Source organism: Hirschia sp. (assembly GCF_058892565.1).
On record NZ_JBZXVU010000017.1, the window covers coordinates 114336 to 129771 of the forward strand.

Sequence of the window (15436 nt, forward strand, 5' to 3'; positions counted from 1 at the left end):
CTCCAATTTGTCCCTGAAGTAAAATTCGCATAAGCTACCTCAAACCAGATTGGAATTGAAAACCGATTAGATTCCAGCGATTAAGAAAGCATTTGCATGGACAAACGGTCTGATTCAATCGCGTGGCGAACCATGATCGGTTACGGGGTTGGAGATTTTGGCCTCAACATATACTGGAACTCACTCTCATTAATATTGATGTTCTGGTATGCTGATGTTGTGGGTCTTCCCCCAGCAATAGCAGGTGTTATTTATTTTGTCGGATTGCTATGGGATGCAATCTCAGATCCGATTGTTGCCTATTTCGCTGAAAGAACGCGAACAAAATACGGAACTTACCGGCCCTATATATTATTCGGAAGTGGACTCTTGGGGCTAGTATTTGCAATGCTCTTTTGGATTCCTCCTTTCAAAGGAAGCCTTTTGATCGCATCTCTATTGATCACACATATATTATTTCGAACTTGCTATACTTTTGTAGCCGTCCCCTATTCCGCTCTATCTTCTAGATTGTCCTTTGACAGTCGAAACCGGACAGTAATTTCTGGCGTCCGCATGTTTTGCGCATTTAGCGGTATGCTTGCCGTTTCACTTTTGTGGTTTCCATTGGTTAGATATTTCAATAATGGTGAAGAAACGGAGCCAAACGGCTTCCTCCTCGCAGCGACATTCGGCAGCATCATTGCGACCAGTATGCTGCTCATTTGTTTTTTCAATACCAAAGAACGCCGCCCCCCCGGAAAAGACCAACTACCAACCAAGAAGTTACTAGACTTCATCACCAGCACAATTTCCAACAAAGCACTCATGCTCATGCTTTTGGCAATATGCTTTCAATCTGCTGGCGGTGCGAGTTATTTAATCCCGCTCACTTTCTTTATTGAAATCAATCAATCAACATTTGCATCAAAAGAGGCAATTCTGACAGTTTCAGCCATTGCGATGTTGGCAGGCGTCCCTGTATGGACAATTGCTATCTCCAAATTTGGTAAGAAAATCGCATGGCTAGCGGCGACTTCAGTTGTCACGCTTTCTGGTATATCTTTAGCTTTCATCCAATTGCCTCTCATTCATCGTATTCCGCCTGAGATAATAGGCCTTGGATTTGGGAGTAGCGCATTTGGTGTCCTAGTATGGTCATTCATCCCGGATACTGTTGAATATGGGCAATGGACATCAGGCGTCAGAAATGAAGCAGCAGTATTTGGCTCGGTCACACTCGTTCAAAAAATTTCCAGCGGCATGACAGGCTTATTTGTCGGTATGATGCTGTCTTATCTAGGGTATGATGCCCACCTTGAGACCCAATCAACGCCTGTGGTTCAAGGGATTCGCTTATTTATTTCTCTCTTACCCGGTCTCTTATTATTTATCTCCACCATTGTCATATTCATAATGCCTCTAAATAGACGGCGGCATGCAAATATTATCAATGAATTATCAAAATCCCGCCAATATGACGGTTAAAACGCAGTGTGTGAGGATGTTCTAATGAACGGTCTACCCCCCAAAATGAAAGATGTGGCAGAACTTGCTGGCGTCTCTATAAAAACAGTCTCTCGCGTTTTAAACAATGAACCGCACGTCAAAGACGAATTACGAGATAAAGTCAAAAATGCTATAGAAGCTCTTGGCTATGTACCCAGCGCCAATGCGCGCAGCCTGCGAAGCAATCGCGGCTACAAGATTCACTATATTATGCACAATAATCGCAGTAATTATGTGAATTCTATTCAGGCAGGCACCATCCAAACCTGTCAGGACCATGGGTATCAATTGGTTGTGTCAATGCTGAAAAATATTGATGCAATGTCCGATGATGAAATAGTGCAGCGTCTAGAACGCCTACCCGCACACGGGGCACCCGATGGAGCTGTGCTTGTATCACCCCTTTCCAATCATCCCAAAGTCAATGATATCCTTAAAGGCATGAAAATCCCAATCGCACGTATTGGCCCCAATGACATTGAAGATGATGAATACGATGTCAAAATAAACGAACGTGAAGCCGCCCAAGAAATCACCGAATACCTAATCAAACTTGGTCATCACCGCATTGGTTTTATACGCGGTAAAGAAGATCAAAATGCCACGCTCGAACGCTATAATGGCTATGTTGATGCGTTAAAAGCGCATAAACTTGAAATTGACCCTACGCTAACACAGCCAGGTAATTTCGAATTTGAAAGCGGTTTCACTGCGGGTAAACATCTACTAACATTGTCTAATTCACCTTCTGCGATCTTCGCATCAAATGATGACATGGCGGCAGGTGTGTTAAGTGCTGCTCACCAATTGGGGGTTTCTGTTCCTGACCAACTCTCTGTTGTTGGTTTTGATGATTCAGAACTAGCCTCAAAAATTTGGCCTACTCTAACAACTATTCGCCAGCCCCTCTTGGAATTGGGAAGCGTTGCAACTGAATTGCTGATCGCAAAATCCCAAAACACAAAAGATGTATCTACAAAGAATTTTCTTCCTCATAAACTCATCATCCGAAATTCAACCGGGCCTGCTCCGGCATAAAGTAGGAAGCTTTGAAAGCTGCACATCTTTAACAAGCGGCGTGACAATATGAAGAAAGAAGTAATGGTGCACCCAAGAGGATTCGAACCTCTGACCTCTGCCTTCGGAGGGCAGCGCTCTATCCAGCTGAGCTATGGGTGCAGACTTGCTGGACTATTTGGCATTTTCCGTAAGAACAATCAACACGTCACAGCAACCAAATAAGTTTTTGAGGTCGATCCCTCAAAACGGTTGATGTGACATGTTGTTTATCAAACTATGCGTTTGACTCATTGTCTGCGAATGCTTCTGCAGAATTACGTACCATCGTCAAAATTGACTGACGTAATTTCGGATCAGGAATCGATTGAAATGCAACGACAAGGTCAACTGCATCAGCATCGATCAACCCCGTCAAAGCTTGATCCTTATCACTTTCGGCAAACGAGCGATTCATCGCCTCGTCCATTTCCTCAACACCCATGAAGAAATAACCGATTGTCGTTTCAAGAACGCGTGACATTTCAAACAGCCGTCCCGCTGAAATTCTATTCACGCCCTTCTCATATTTCTGGATTTGTTGAAACGTTAACCCCAGAAGTTCCCCTAACTTCTCTTGACTAAAGTTTAACTCTCGTCGTCTCCAGCGAACACGTCTTCCGACATGTTTATCGATTGAATTTGGTAACTTATTCTCAGACATTCAAAACACTTTGTAAAACTACTGCCCCACAACAGTAGACGGGAATATGTAGGGATTACCCTAGCTCAATGATCTTTTTCCATAGTAAATCGTCTAAATTGTCAACCTAAAGGTTCAATCTCTTGGCAAAGTAATCCAACAAATTAAAATTAACAGAATCATTCCAATTGCGAATACATCTCTATATTTACTATACATCGTCGGTGGCAAAGCGTTCGGAATGTGTGAGTCTAGTATTCGCGACTTCCAACCTTTAGGATCTTCTGGATATATTTCAAAATCTGGTGCGTGTGCTAAATCAGTCACACGCCCATAACCGTCCACCATCCCTGAAATACCGCGAGATGCAACCCTCGCCATAGGCAACCCTTCTTCGATTGCACGATATTTGGCGTGTTCAAAGTGCTGATATGGTGCCCACAACGGTCCAAACCATGAATCTATCGAAATATTGACGATCCAGTCGGCTCGTTCGAACGCCATGTCGGATTCTACACCGCTAAATTCTGTTTCAACATTTCGCTTTGGAAGAAGCCCTGGAAACAAAGCTTCATAGCAAATCAGAGGCTGAAAATCAGGAACCCCTTCCACTGATAAAGGCGCTGGCGGTGGTCCTGCATGAAAACCTGCTTCCGCTATTTGTTGTAAGGCACCTATACCAATACGCGAGGCTAATTTACGAAATGGAACCATTTCTCCAAAGGGAACCAGACGGTGCTTTTTGTAGATTGCTTCTGCCACGGGACTTTCCGCGGACAAAACAGCCATTGAATTATACCAACGTTCAGGACGCTGTGTTCTATCTACAAAACTCGTTCCGACAATCAAACGACGCGCGCCCAAAGTTTCAGTGACAGGGTCTAAAGCATCGGGATACTGCAATAGTGCATATGGAACGGCCCCTTCCGGCCAGATCACAATTCTTGGATTGTCGCCCGTGTCTGGTTGAGTCAGTTGTAAGTAACGACGTAAAACCAGCTTTCTAATTTCTGGCTTGAATTTTTCGCTTTGCGGCACACCAACATCGACGAGTCGAACTTCCGGTCCAACGCTTTGGCTAGTTGCATCAGATAAACGATGTGAGCCCCAGCCCCAAGCCGATCCAAAAATGACTGCAACTAAGATAATAGGCACGGAGCGTCCCACGCTTCCCATCTTAGTACCCACTTGTGTGCGGCCATCACAAAGGGCTGCAGGCGCACTAAAAAACACAAGTGTGAGAAGACTTAACCCCCAAACACCGAAGACGGAAGCTGTCTGAGAAACAGACCCACCCGGTGCCCAAACCATGGCTGGAATATTCCAAGGAAAGCCGCCAAATAAATGCCCGCGCGTCCATTCAGCAATAAATAAAGTCAGGGCAAAAAGCATAACGCGCGCCGGACCGGGAACCCAGAAATTAATCGCCAAGCGCATAATAACCGCCCAGATAAATGCCAAGCCTAATGGCAAGAGCATCGACATCCAGACAAGTGCAGCATGGGCTTTTGCATCGACAAGAAACGCAAAAGCGACCCAATGAAATCCAACCCCAAATTGTCCAAAAGCAAACAATAAAGTCCGCGCAAACACGGCTGATCGAGGTTTTTTCTGACGAGTCGCCCCATCAATCATCCAAACCAAAGCGACCAATGATATCATCATCATTGGCCAGAAATTTAATGGCGCAAATGACAAATTTGATAGAGCACCGAAGACAAAACAAGCGACTAATGCTGGTGTCCCACTTAAGCCATTCAGAAAATTATATGGCACTGCCAAAAAATTCCCGCTTGGCGCGAACTCCTCACCAACAGTCTTGAACTTCTCAAACATAGGCATCCTCAAATATGCCTTAGCTTACCGCCTTGGCCGACTCTTTTATGCCTGCTGTCGTAGCAGGTGAATGGGTTGCTCCGCAACGGACTCTCAGCTTTTTGATACGTCGTGAATCTGCTTCTATAACCTCAAAAGCGACATTTGAAGGATGCTGAACAATTTCCCCCCTATGGGGAACTCGGCCTGCAAGCGCAAACACCAATCCGCCCAGCGTGTCTATCTCATCCTCATAGTCTGCTAGGGCAAGAGAAAGTTCAGATTCTTCTTCAAAATCTTCAATTTCAGCCCGCGCATCCGCTTCCCACACACCCGGCGCTCTTTGTTCAAAATGCGCTTCTTCTTCATCATGCTCGTCTTCAATATCTCCGACAATCTGCTCTACCAGATCTTCCAAAGATACGAGACCATCTGTCCCACCATATTCATCAACCACAAGTGCAAGGTGAATTCGGCTAGTTTGCATTTTTACAAGAAGATCAGGCAAACGCATGGATGCCGGAACAAAAAGTATTTCCCGCTTTATCTTAGCAAGCAGCTTTTCATTGCTCATGCTATCTACGCCGTCGCCGCTCGCAAGTTCAGCCACAAAGTCTTTGATGTGAACAAGACCGATCGGATCATCGAGAGCTTCGCGATAGACCGGCAGCCGCGAATGAGACTCCTCAGTGAAGATTTTCAACAACTCTTCAACAGTCGTCTCAACCTCAACAGCTTTTATCTCAACTCTCGGGATCATGACATCTGAAACTGTAGCTGTTTCAAACTCGGCCACCCTCAATCGCATTTCTGAGGGGGACGGTGTCGTTGAACTGGATTCATTTATCGTTTCGACGTCTTGGGTCGCACGATTAGAACCAGAAAACAAATTTCCTAATTTCGAGAAAAGCCCGCCGTTCCTACGGCTGATTTCCTCGCTACTCGAATCATCATCGGGCATGTCTATGCCGCATCTCCATATGGGTCTGGTAGTCCAAGCGGCGCAAGAATTTGTGCCTCCAACCCTTCCATTGTGTTCGCTTCATCATCAGACATGTGATCATAACCTAAAAGATGCAAGAAGCCATGCACCAAAAGATGCATAACATGCAATCTAAAGTCACGTCCAAGTTTATCTGAATCTGCCTTTGCAACGTCCAGGCCAAGCGCAAGATCACCTAGAAAAGTCTGCATCCCGGGCATTGATGCACCTTCAGCCGGAAAAGACAGCACATCGGTTGGCTTATCCTTGCCGCGCCACTGGGCATTCAAAGTCTGCATTTCTTCATTATTTGTCAGAAGAACTTCAACCAAACCGCTCTCACCTGTTTTCTGAGCGGCAGCCTCAAGTGCCGTCTCGATGATTGCTTCACAATCATCAAGCGCGACAGACCAGCCATCATCTTCGATTCTCAAATCAACTGATAAAATAACTGGATTATCAGGCATTGCGTCCATTCTCGTCATCATCATAAGCTGTGACAATACGGGCAACAAGATCATGCCTAACAACATCTTTGGCTGTCAGCGCAGTCTGCGCAACGCCTTCAACACCTTCCAGAATTCGCATTCCATGCGCCAAACCTGATGGTGAACGGTCTGGTAAGTCAGTTTGTGATGGATCACCCGTCACAACCATGCGTGAACCACGCCCTAAACGCGTCAAAACCATTTTCATTTGTGGAATTGTTGCATTCTGCGCTTCATCAATAATGACAAATGCATTTTTCAGCGTCCGTCCCCGCATAAAAGCAAGCGGAGCCACTTCAATTTCTTTGCGTGCCTTGCGGCGCTCTACTTCTTGTGCACCAAGCAATTCATTCAATGCGTCCCAAATTGGAAGCATATAAGGATCAACTTTTTCTTCCAATGCACCCGGCAAGAAACCCAATTGCTCACCCGCCTCAACAGCCGGACGTGCGACAATTAAACGCTCTCTCTTACCCGTCTTCAATTCAGCGGCACCCACCGCAACCGCAAGAAATGTCTTTCCGGTTCCTGCAGGGCCCGTTCCAAAGACAAGTCCCGAAGCATCATCACGAAGTGTTTTCAAATATGTGCGTTGACCCGGTGTTTGCGGCGTGACTGGCTTGTTCAGCCCAGCAATAATTTCACCGCCACCAGATGCCGTTGGTAAAGCATCATCTCGCACCAGACGGATGACGCCCTCCAATTCAAAGCCAGATGGATCTGCACCAGCTTCTACGCGATCAGCAAAAGCTGTCAGCGCCTGCTCGGCAAGTTTAGGGCCCTGCCCCTCACCATCAATGCGAATTTCTCCGCCTTGGCTTTCCACTTTCAAATCAAAATCGGCGAGATGTAATTCAAGTACCTGTAAATTATGATGTCCCGGACCGCATAAATCACGCAGACGTTTACTGTCTTCCAATTTAAATATGCGAGATGAACGATTTGCAGATTTCGCTCTATTTTTTGAAGCTGTTTTTTTAGTGCTCAAGCCCTAATTCTCTTCCTTTGTGGTTAGCACACCTGTGAGTGAGCTTAATGTTGCGCCAACAATCTCAACATCGACAATCTTACCTATCAAGTGCTGCGCATTTTCGACGTGAACTGATTGTAAATAAGGCGACTTGCCCAATGCTTGTCCCTCAAGTTTACCATTATGCGTAAACAAGACCGGCAGCGTTTTGCCAATCTGATTTTTATTAAACTCTGTTGTTTGCTCGCGAATAAGCGCCTGCAAACGTTGTAAGCGCTCGTCTTTTACCGCTTCATCAACCTGACCAAACATTTCAGCGCCTGGTGTACCCGGGCGGCGTGAATATTTAAATGAATATGCCGAAGCATATTTCACTTCACGCACCAAATCCATTGTCGCTTCAAAATCCTCATCTGTTTCGCCAGGGAAACCAACGATAAAGTCAGATGCAAGCGCCACATCAGGACGTTGAGCACGAATTTGCTTCATCGTTTCAATGTAGGATTCTGCCGTATGGCTGCGATTCATAGATTTTAGAATTTTATTCGATCCGGCCTGAACAGGCAGATGGAAATACGGCATCAACACATCCAGCTCACCATAAGCTGTAATGAGATCCTCTTCCATATCTTTAGGGTGAGACGTCGTAAAACGTAGTCGTTCCAATCCACCAATTTTTGCGAGATGTCGCAAAAGTTGGCCAAGGCCCCACTCACCCTCTCCGCCATCAGGTGCAGCACCGTGAAACGCATTCACATTCTGACCTAACAAGGTGATCTCTTTGACACCTTGCGCAGCCAATCCACGCACTTCTGCAACAATCGCATCAACATTACGCGAAAACTCTGCACCCCGCGTGTAAGGAACCACACAGAAAGTACAGAATTTATCGCAACCTTCTTGTATGGAAACCAACGCTGACATGCCATCAGCATCACGTTTTATCGGCAAAGCATCGAATTTTTCTTCAACGTCAAATTCTGTTTCAAGCACATCACCGGTCTGACGTGCCACTTTCGCAATCATCTCAGGAAGCTTGTGATAACTTTGCGGGCCTAGCACCAAATCAACTGCCGGCTGGCGGCGCATAATCTCTGCGCCTTCCGCTTGTGCCACACACCCTGCCACAGCAATGGTCATCTTGCCGCCAGTATCTGCTTTCATGCGCTTTAATTGCCCAAGTTCGGAAAAGACCTTCTCAGTCGCCTTCTCACGAATATGGCAAGTGTTGAGCACAACAAGGTCTGCACCTTCCGGCGCATCTGTCGGGGCGTATCCAAGTGGCTTAAGAACATCCTTCATACGATCGGAATCGTAGACGTTCATTTGGCAGCCATATGTTTTGATAAATAGCTTTTTAGGGCTCGGTATTTGTGTCGTATCAGTCATGGGGCTGGGTTATGCCCTAAAACCAACAAAGACGCTAGGAGATTCCAAGCCCGATTTGTATTCAATTTTTTCGTGTGACAATCACAACGCAAAAGAAAATCAAATATCAGGATTATTTGTCCTTACTGTCGATCGGAACTGCATACAATTCAAGGCGGTGATCTACGAGTTTAAAACCAAGTTTTTTGGCAATTTCTTCTTGAAGACGTTCAATATCTTCATCAACAAACTCAATGACCTCACCTGTTTTCACATTGATCAAATGATCGTGGTGGCCCGCACCTGCTTCTTCATAACGTGCACGACCATCCCTAAAATCAAGACGCTCGATAATGTCATATTCTTCAAATAAACGAACGGTACGATAAACTGTTGCAAGTGAGATATTATCATCGATCACTGCCGCACGACGGTGAAGTTCCTCAGCATCGGGATGATCGTTTGCGTCAGATAAAACTCTCGCAATAACGCGACGTTGCTCCGTCATACGGAGGCCTTTTTCAATGCAACGCTTCTCTATCATGTCAAACCCTTATCCTACCTTAGAAACTGTATGCTCGTATCGCTATTAATTGTCCAGAGACCACCCATTATTCGTTACAAGTATATTTAGAAACCCTACAACTACTGCGATAATTTACCAAGTTTAGTACTATAAATGAATGCATCAACACGGCTATTATCTAATTTTCTGTAATAATTTTTCCGAATGCCTGTCTTTAAAAATCCAAGTTTTTCGTAAAAAGAAATAGCGCTTTCATTAGCTTTCGAAACTTCCAAAAACCAATTCTTGTCTTGATTATCAGCCCACATTTGATCAGCCGATATCAGCAATTTTTTGGCTAAACCCTGTCGTTGTTTTTCAGGATGGGTCGCGATCGTAAGAATTTCGATACTATCTACACTCTTCATCACCATCACAAACGCAGAAACTTGTCCTTGCTGTGTAATAAGCAAACCAGAATTTGCAGATTGCTTCAACAATTCTTCCATATCACCACTCGACCATGGCTTATCAAAACAATCGGCATGGATTTGCGCAATGGCTGGACAATCTGAAAGCTCTATCTTTCTGACTTCTGTCATTGAGATACTTTCACGTTTTTTCGTTGGAAACCGATAGTTTCATCGGCACAGCATCAGGCTCCCTCACATATTGGGGGTTTGCCCGTTCATTATTTGAGATCGAAACCGCCCACTTCGCAGCTCTTGAAAGTTTGGGAAACGCTTCCTCATACACAACGTCTTTGAGAACTGCCAAACCATCCCCAAAAACATGATCAGCTTCACCAACCAAGCCTCGCATCTGAGTAATATCAGCTTCGACAGGCTCTCCCGCGCGCTCACCATCAATAAAGATCTGCGCCCACCAGCTTAGGTCAGGTTCGCGTCGACGCGCAGGAAGCGCCACCAAGACTCGCCCCTGTGTCTCATCCGGCAAACTTGCTTCTAGACTGCTAATGCCAGCTACAGTCACATTTAGAGCCACCCCTAGCCCTCTAGCAAATGCGACCCCAACCCGCACACCCGTAAACGACCCCGGACCTGCAACGGCAGCGATACGCTGAATTTTATCAAAATCCAAACCTGCTTCTAAAACGGCTTGTTTTGTAATCAATGGCAAACGCGTATCATGACCATTACGCATAGGTTCTTTGACATGAGAGAGGCATTTATCGCCTTCCCATATACCAGCTTCACAAGCCTGCCCTACGGTATTAATCGCCAAAATTCGCATAGAATATCGCCTGATTAAGCCGCTTACATTGCAGCGGCTTCTACCGCTGTTACCTCTGGTACATAGTGGCGCAACATGTTCTCAATACCGCTTTTCAACGTCATCGTTGATGATGGACATCCTGCACATGCACCCCGCATTTGCAGCGTCACCACACCCGTATCAACATCAAATTTTTCAAAAATAATGTCACCACCATCATTGGCAACGGCTGGACGCACACGTGTTTCAATCAATTCTTTGATTTCTGCGACTATTTCTGCATTTTCGCCTTCATATACGACTTCTTCAACTGGAGCCGGATCACTATAATCTGCCATGACGGGCATTCCCGATACAAAATGATCCATGATTGCAGCCAGCGCTTGAGGCTTCAAAATCGCCCAGTCTGTTTCTTGTGTTTTTGTGAGAGCCACGAAATCAGCACCAAGGAAAACCGTTTTTACGCCCTTGAGAGTAAACAAGAAAGCTGCAAGCGGAGATGAGCCAGCTTCCTTCTCATTTAGAAATTCATACGGCGTCTTAGGAGACACTTCACGACCCGGAAGAAACTTCAAGGTTTCTGGATTTGGTGTAGCTTCGGTCTGAATAAACATGATAGGTCTCCTTTAAGAGTCCTGAAATGGCTCTTTTACAAACCAAAAACAAGTGTCTTTTCCGGTTTTTCCTACTGACACAGTGGGATATTAGTGGCTAGCCCCGCCCATTTCGTCCAATTCATCATCCGTCAAATTACCTGGGATAATCGTAATAGCCACGGGCCGTTCAGTAAGTGCCTTACCTCGACCAATCCTTGATACAAGCGGACCTGGCCCGGCTCGTCCTGATCCAGAACCAAGCACAATCACTTTTATGGTCTTGTCTTTATTCGTTATTCTGGAAATTGCTTGCTCGGGCTTGCCAATTTCGACAATAATTTCAGCTTCAATATCAATGCGATCTTTAATCAATCTTGCAATAGATTTTACCTCAGCCAAAGCATTATCCATCGCTTCTGTGCGCATATCTTCATCAAGGCCGCGCCAATGCCCCATGCCCGACACCTGAACCGCGCGCATAATGACCAATCCTGCACCCACGCGTTTTGCACGCATAGCTGCAAATAAAATCGCTGAAAAACACTCTTGAGTATCGTCAGCAAGTGTCAGAAATTTACGTGTCAGAGCCATGCCTGTATCAGGCTCCATCAATGCTATCTCGTCAAGTCCAGATTGATTCTGAGCAGTTTCAATTTGCAATGTACAAATCCTCCCCGGATTTGGTTTTGTCACTTTATATTTTTCCGAAATGTAACACGATTTTCAATTTAGGCGAGATAGAAAGCAATTAACTCTGAGACTCTACTGCTTCGGCAACTTCAAAAAGTGCCATTTCAACCCGATTTAAAAGTTGATATAGAGCGGCTGGATGAGACGCAAAAATCATTCCGTCAGCTTTTCCATTTGCAACCAATAAGGGTTTAAAACTTGCGGCCTTTTCCAGCTGAGAAATTGCTTCCGCATGTTCATTTTTAATGGATAGCCCCACGGGAGCCTGCATAATACTCAAAAACCGGTGCGCCACATAAGCGCGCGCTTTGGCTGTATAAACCGCTTCAATTGCAGATTTTTCAAACAATTTTCTATCAGGGGAATTAATAACGCTTGCTAATTCACCTGTTGACTGTCTCATCCAAGATATCATCAAGTCCACGCGCTCAGCATAGCGTTTGGACGTTAAAGTATCATCATAGCGATGTAACCGAACCCCGCCATTAAAGCTGATTAAAGCTTCACTTGCTGCCCGAATTTCATTTTTGGAGATATCCCGAGACAACAATAAGGCGACAGTATTCAAATCAGCGGCTGCACTACCGCCCAATTCTTCATTGACCAGTTCAGCATAATCACCAATCGCATGCCCAATTGCCTTTTGGTAAGCAGGCATAGCGGTTAAACGCGCCAAAGGCGACCAAATGGGAGCATCATTTGCCCACCCATGCTGTTCAACTTCGCGCTCCAGTAATTGAGCCCCTACCCCCGCCCAAGGCGAAGACCAAGTCTGCTGAATAGATTCTGGAAAGTTTAGATCATCGCTAATCTTATTGGCTTGCAACACCATAAATGGATAAGCAAGGATCAATACAAATCCAGTCGCTATCAATAAATAGCGTTTGAAAATTTTTGGTATACGAGATTTTTTAAGCGCTTCGGCCGTTTTCTTTTTTAAAGGTATAGGTTTCTTTATCTCGACCGGCGTCGGCTCTTCAGCGATAACTTCACTCTTTCGACTGAATTGAAGAACACTCATTAAAAAAACAACCTAAAAGACGAATACTGGCGCACTCAATAGGAACTGAGTGCACCAATTTTACAACGTCTCTAAAAATTACGTTTCATTAATGTTTATGTCCAGCATCTTTTGACACATCTGGCGTAGAAACTGTAAATAATGCACTTGCGGTTCGTCCAGATTCAAAAGTGAACGTCACATCAGCAGTGTCACCCTCTTTAACGTCATTCACACCGAAAATCATTAAGTGCAAACCTTTGGGCTCAAATACAACGGGCACGCCAGCTTTCACATCAACACCCTCTACTTTGCGCATCTGCATCATGCCATCTGACATTTCATGCGTGTGGAGCTCTATAGTTTCGGCAACATCAGATGAAACTGAAATAATGCGATCATCTTGCCCTAACACCATAGTGAAATACCCAGCCGTAACAGTTTTACCACCCAGAGGCGGACGAATAATTCCGTTTTGGATGTTGATCGCTGACTCAACGAGGCTCACATCAGGCTGACTTATTGTTGAAGACTCAGTTGCGGCAGACACATTCTCATCAACCTCATTGCTAGGCGAGCAAGCCGAGGCCAAAATCAACGCTGAACAAACTAAACCAAGTGTTTTTCCAAAAGTATTCCAAGACATTATTTAAAGCTCCATTATAGCTAGTCTATGTATGCAATTGTTCAAATTCAGGCTTAGTTTCCCCAAAACCCAACAATTTGACGTACCTCTTTCAAAATCGGATCTGCAAGCGCGCTCGCGCGTTCAGCGCCTTCTTCCAATACCGCATCAATCTGAGCAGGGTCGGCTATGTAATCTCGCATTTTTTGAGAAATGGGAGCCATCTTTTCAACTGCTAATTCTGCTAAAGCTGGTTTGAATTTTCCAAACCCTTCACCGCCAAATTCAGCAAGCACATCGGCGCTACTTTTATTCGACAAAGCGCCATAAATCCCAACCAGATTACGCGCTTCTGGGCGTCCGTCCAATCCCTCTACTTCAGACGGAAGAACATCAGCATCGGATTTAGCTTTTTTGATTTTCTTTGCAATCGTATCTGCATCATCAATCAAATTAATTCGTGACAATTCAGATGGATCAGATTTGGACATTTTCTTTGTCCCATCTTTTAGAGACATAATCCGCGCACCCGGCCCCTGAATAAGCGGTTCAGGAATTGGGAAAAAGTCCGGCGCATTGAAATCACGGTTAAATCGATTTGCACAATCGCGCGTTAACTCTAAATGCTGTTTTTGGTCATCCCCCACAGGGACATGTGTCGCTTTGTACGCCAAAATATCCGCTGCCATCAAAACAGGGTATGTAAACAACCCGACAGACGCACGTTCAGCATCTTTACCTGCTTTGTCTTTAAATTGCGTCATGCGTTCTGCCCAGCCCATGCGAGCGGTACAATTTAAAATCCAAGCCAATTCAGTATGCGCTCGAACCGATGATTGAGCGAACACAATGTTCTTCTTTGGATCAATTCCTGCGGCCAACCAAGCGGCAACAATCTCCCGAGTTTGACCCGCCAGTAATTTAGGGTCTTGAGGCACTGTAATCGCATGCAAGTCAACGGCACAAAAAACACATTCATGCGCGTCTTGCATATTTACCCAATTGATCAATGCGCCAAGATAATTGCCAAGATGAAGGTCTCCTGATGGTTGCATGCCTGAAAACACGCGTTCTGGACCTTGATAACCTGTATTTAAATCGCTCATCTAATTGCGCCTTTTAATTGGAAGAGAACCTAGCCTCTAACGCACAACAAGCCGCACATGCAAGCGTTTCAACACCTCGCTTCGATTAAGTTGCAGACCTACGCATGGCATTGCGAATTTCACGCAAAGAAACCGCACCCGTCACCAATGCTGCGATCCCATACAATATACCACCGACTGCAACCGTCGCGATTAACGCCAATATCTGAGATTCCCAAAGATATGTCTGGGTCAAATTTTTATAATCATTAGCAAAATACAGGAAGCCTCCCAGTATTCCGCACGAAACAAAGACGCGCAGCATTCGGCTAATCAACAACCCGCTAGGTTTGTAATCGCCCCGTTTTATCAATGTGAGCCATAGCATGGAAACATTCAGCCAAGCTGCAAAACTTGTCGCCGCAGCTAATGCAGGAAACCCATAATCACCTTGCCCACGTAGCCAGAAAAAAGCACCCGCACCCAAAACTGTGTTGACCAACACTGACACGACAGCAAATTGCATTGGACGTTTTGTATCATGGCGCGCAAAAAATGCTGGAGCCAACACCTTCACCAACACAAAAGCCGGCACACCCCACGCATAATGGATTAAAGCACTCGCAGCTAATGTTGAATCCGATGCATCAAACTGGCCCCGGCCAAACAAAGCATCAATCAAAAAGAACGGTATTATCGCCAGCGCCACAGCGGCAGGCAGCGTTAAAGCCATTGCCAATGAGATACCTTCATCCAGCGTCCTATGCGTGTCCTCAGAAGACCCCACCTTACTCATGGCACGGGATAATCTAGGCAATATCGCTACCCCAACAGCCACACCAACAATACCAAGCGGCAATTGATAAAACCGATCCGCTGAAGCCAGCCA

General features: G+C 45.4%; 17 protein-coding genes and 1 tRNA gene. 2 read left to right on the plus strand and 16 right to left on the minus strand.

What is annotated here, in order from left to right; translation table 11 throughout:
* The first annotated feature begins 96 nt into the window (after window positions 1-96).
* Window positions 97-1467 (plus strand): MFS transporter, encoded by a 1371-nt coding sequence (locus AC5EF3_RS07375; protein WP_015828898.1) that lies wholly within the window; start codon window positions 97-99, stop codon window positions 1465-1467.
* A gap of 24 nt (window positions 1468-1491) precedes the next feature.
* A complete protein-coding gene (locus AC5EF3_RS07380) occupies window positions 1492-2526 on the plus strand; it encodes a LacI family DNA-binding transcriptional regulator (RefSeq protein WP_493547565.1) in 1035 nt (344 codons plus the stop codon).
* 64 nt (window positions 2527-2590) lie between these two features.
* Here AC5EF3_RS07380 and AC5EF3_RS07385 read toward each other — a convergent pair.
* The 16 genes from AC5EF3_RS07385 to murJ form a co-directional block, all read right to left on the minus strand.
* Window positions 2591-2667: transfer RNA gene (locus tag AC5EF3_RS07385), tRNA-Arg, on the minus strand.
* Window positions 2668-2782: 115 nt separating this feature from the next.
* Window positions 2783-3208 carry a helix-turn-helix domain-containing protein gene (locus AC5EF3_RS07390; RefSeq protein WP_015828900.1) on the minus strand — a complete coding sequence of 142 codons (426 nt, stop codon included), beginning with the start codon at window positions 3206-3208 and terminating at the stop codon, window positions 2783-2785.
* 114 nt (window positions 3209-3322) lie between these two features.
* The gene (gene lnt, locus AC5EF3_RS07395) at window positions 3323-5023 is read right to left on the minus strand and encodes an apolipoprotein N-acyltransferase (RefSeq protein ID WP_015828901.1); all 1701 of its coding nucleotides are present in this window, start codon (window positions 5021-5023) and stop codon (window positions 3323-3325) included.
* A gap of 19 nt (window positions 5024-5042) precedes the next feature.
* Window positions 5043-5963 carry a transporter associated domain-containing protein gene (locus tag AC5EF3_RS07400; protein WP_015828902.1) on the minus strand — a complete coding sequence of 307 codons (921 nt, stop codon included), beginning with the start codon at window positions 5961-5963 and terminating at the stop codon, window positions 5043-5045.
* Between the two features lie 2 nt (window positions 5964-5965).
* Window positions 5966-6451 (minus strand): rRNA maturation RNase YbeY, encoded by a 486-nt coding sequence (gene ybeY, locus AC5EF3_RS07405; RefSeq protein ID WP_493547566.1) that lies wholly within the window; start codon window positions 6449-6451, stop codon window positions 5966-5968.
* A complete protein-coding gene (locus AC5EF3_RS07410; protein WP_015828904.1) occupies window positions 6444-7460 on the minus strand; it encodes a PhoH family protein in 1017 nt (338 codons plus the stop codon). Before AC5EF3_RS07410 ends, ybeY begins: the two co-directional genes overlap by 8 nt.
* 3 nt (window positions 7461-7463) lie before the next feature.
* Window positions 7464-8831, minus strand: a complete 1368-nt coding sequence (miaB, locus tag AC5EF3_RS07415) for a tRNA (N6-isopentenyl adenosine(37)-C2)-methylthiotransferase MiaB (RefSeq protein ID WP_493547567.1) — start codon at window positions 8829-8831, stop codon at window positions 7464-7466.
* Between the two features lie 112 nt (window positions 8832-8943).
* Window positions 8944-9354 carry a Fur family transcriptional regulator gene (locus tag AC5EF3_RS07420; RefSeq protein WP_493547568.1) on the minus strand — a complete coding sequence of 137 codons (411 nt, stop codon included), beginning with the start codon at window positions 9352-9354 and terminating at the stop codon, window positions 8944-8946.
* 101 nt (window positions 9355-9455) lie between these two features.
* Complete coding sequence (gene rimI / locus AC5EF3_RS07425; RefSeq protein WP_493547569.1) at window positions 9456-9917, minus strand: ribosomal protein S18-alanine N-acetyltransferase; 462 nt, start codon at window positions 9915-9917, stop codon at window positions 9456-9458.
* A gap of 10 nt (window positions 9918-9927) precedes the next feature.
* On the minus strand, window positions 9928-10569 hold the full coding sequence (tsaB, locus tag AC5EF3_RS07430) for a tRNA (adenosine(37)-N6)-threonylcarbamoyltransferase complex dimerization subunit type 1 TsaB (RefSeq protein WP_493547570.1): 642 nt from the start codon (window positions 10567-10569) through the stop codon (window positions 9928-9930).
* A gap of 23 nt (window positions 10570-10592) precedes the next feature.
* On the minus strand, window positions 10593-11165 hold the full coding sequence (locus tag AC5EF3_RS07435) for a NifU family protein (RefSeq protein WP_493547571.1): 573 nt from the start codon (window positions 11163-11165) through the stop codon (window positions 10593-10595).
* 90 nt (window positions 11166-11255) lie between these two features.
* Window positions 11256-11807, minus strand: coding sequence for a universal stress protein (locus AC5EF3_RS07440; protein ID WP_015828910.1), 552 nt, complete (start codon window positions 11805-11807; stop codon window positions 11256-11258).
* 88 nt (window positions 11808-11895) lie between these two features.
* Complete coding sequence (locus AC5EF3_RS07445; RefSeq protein ID WP_493547572.1) at window positions 11896-12858, minus strand: hypothetical protein; 963 nt, start codon at window positions 12856-12858, stop codon at window positions 11896-11898.
* 88 nt (window positions 12859-12946) lie between these two features.
* Window positions 12947-13483 carry a copper chaperone PCu(A)C gene (locus tag AC5EF3_RS07450; RefSeq protein WP_493547573.1) on the minus strand — a complete coding sequence of 179 codons (537 nt, stop codon included), beginning with the start codon at window positions 13481-13483 and terminating at the stop codon, window positions 12947-12949.
* A 53-nt stretch (window positions 13484-13536) separates the two neighbouring features.
* Window positions 13537-14568, minus strand: coding sequence for a tryptophan--tRNA ligase (gene trpS / locus AC5EF3_RS07455; protein WP_493547574.1), 1032 nt, complete (start codon window positions 14566-14568; stop codon window positions 13537-13539).
* Window positions 14569-14653: 85 nt separating this feature from the next.
* The coding region (murJ, locus tag AC5EF3_RS07460; protein WP_493547575.1) for a murein biosynthesis integral membrane protein MurJ at window positions 14654-15436 on the minus strand (783 nt) is incomplete at its 5' end.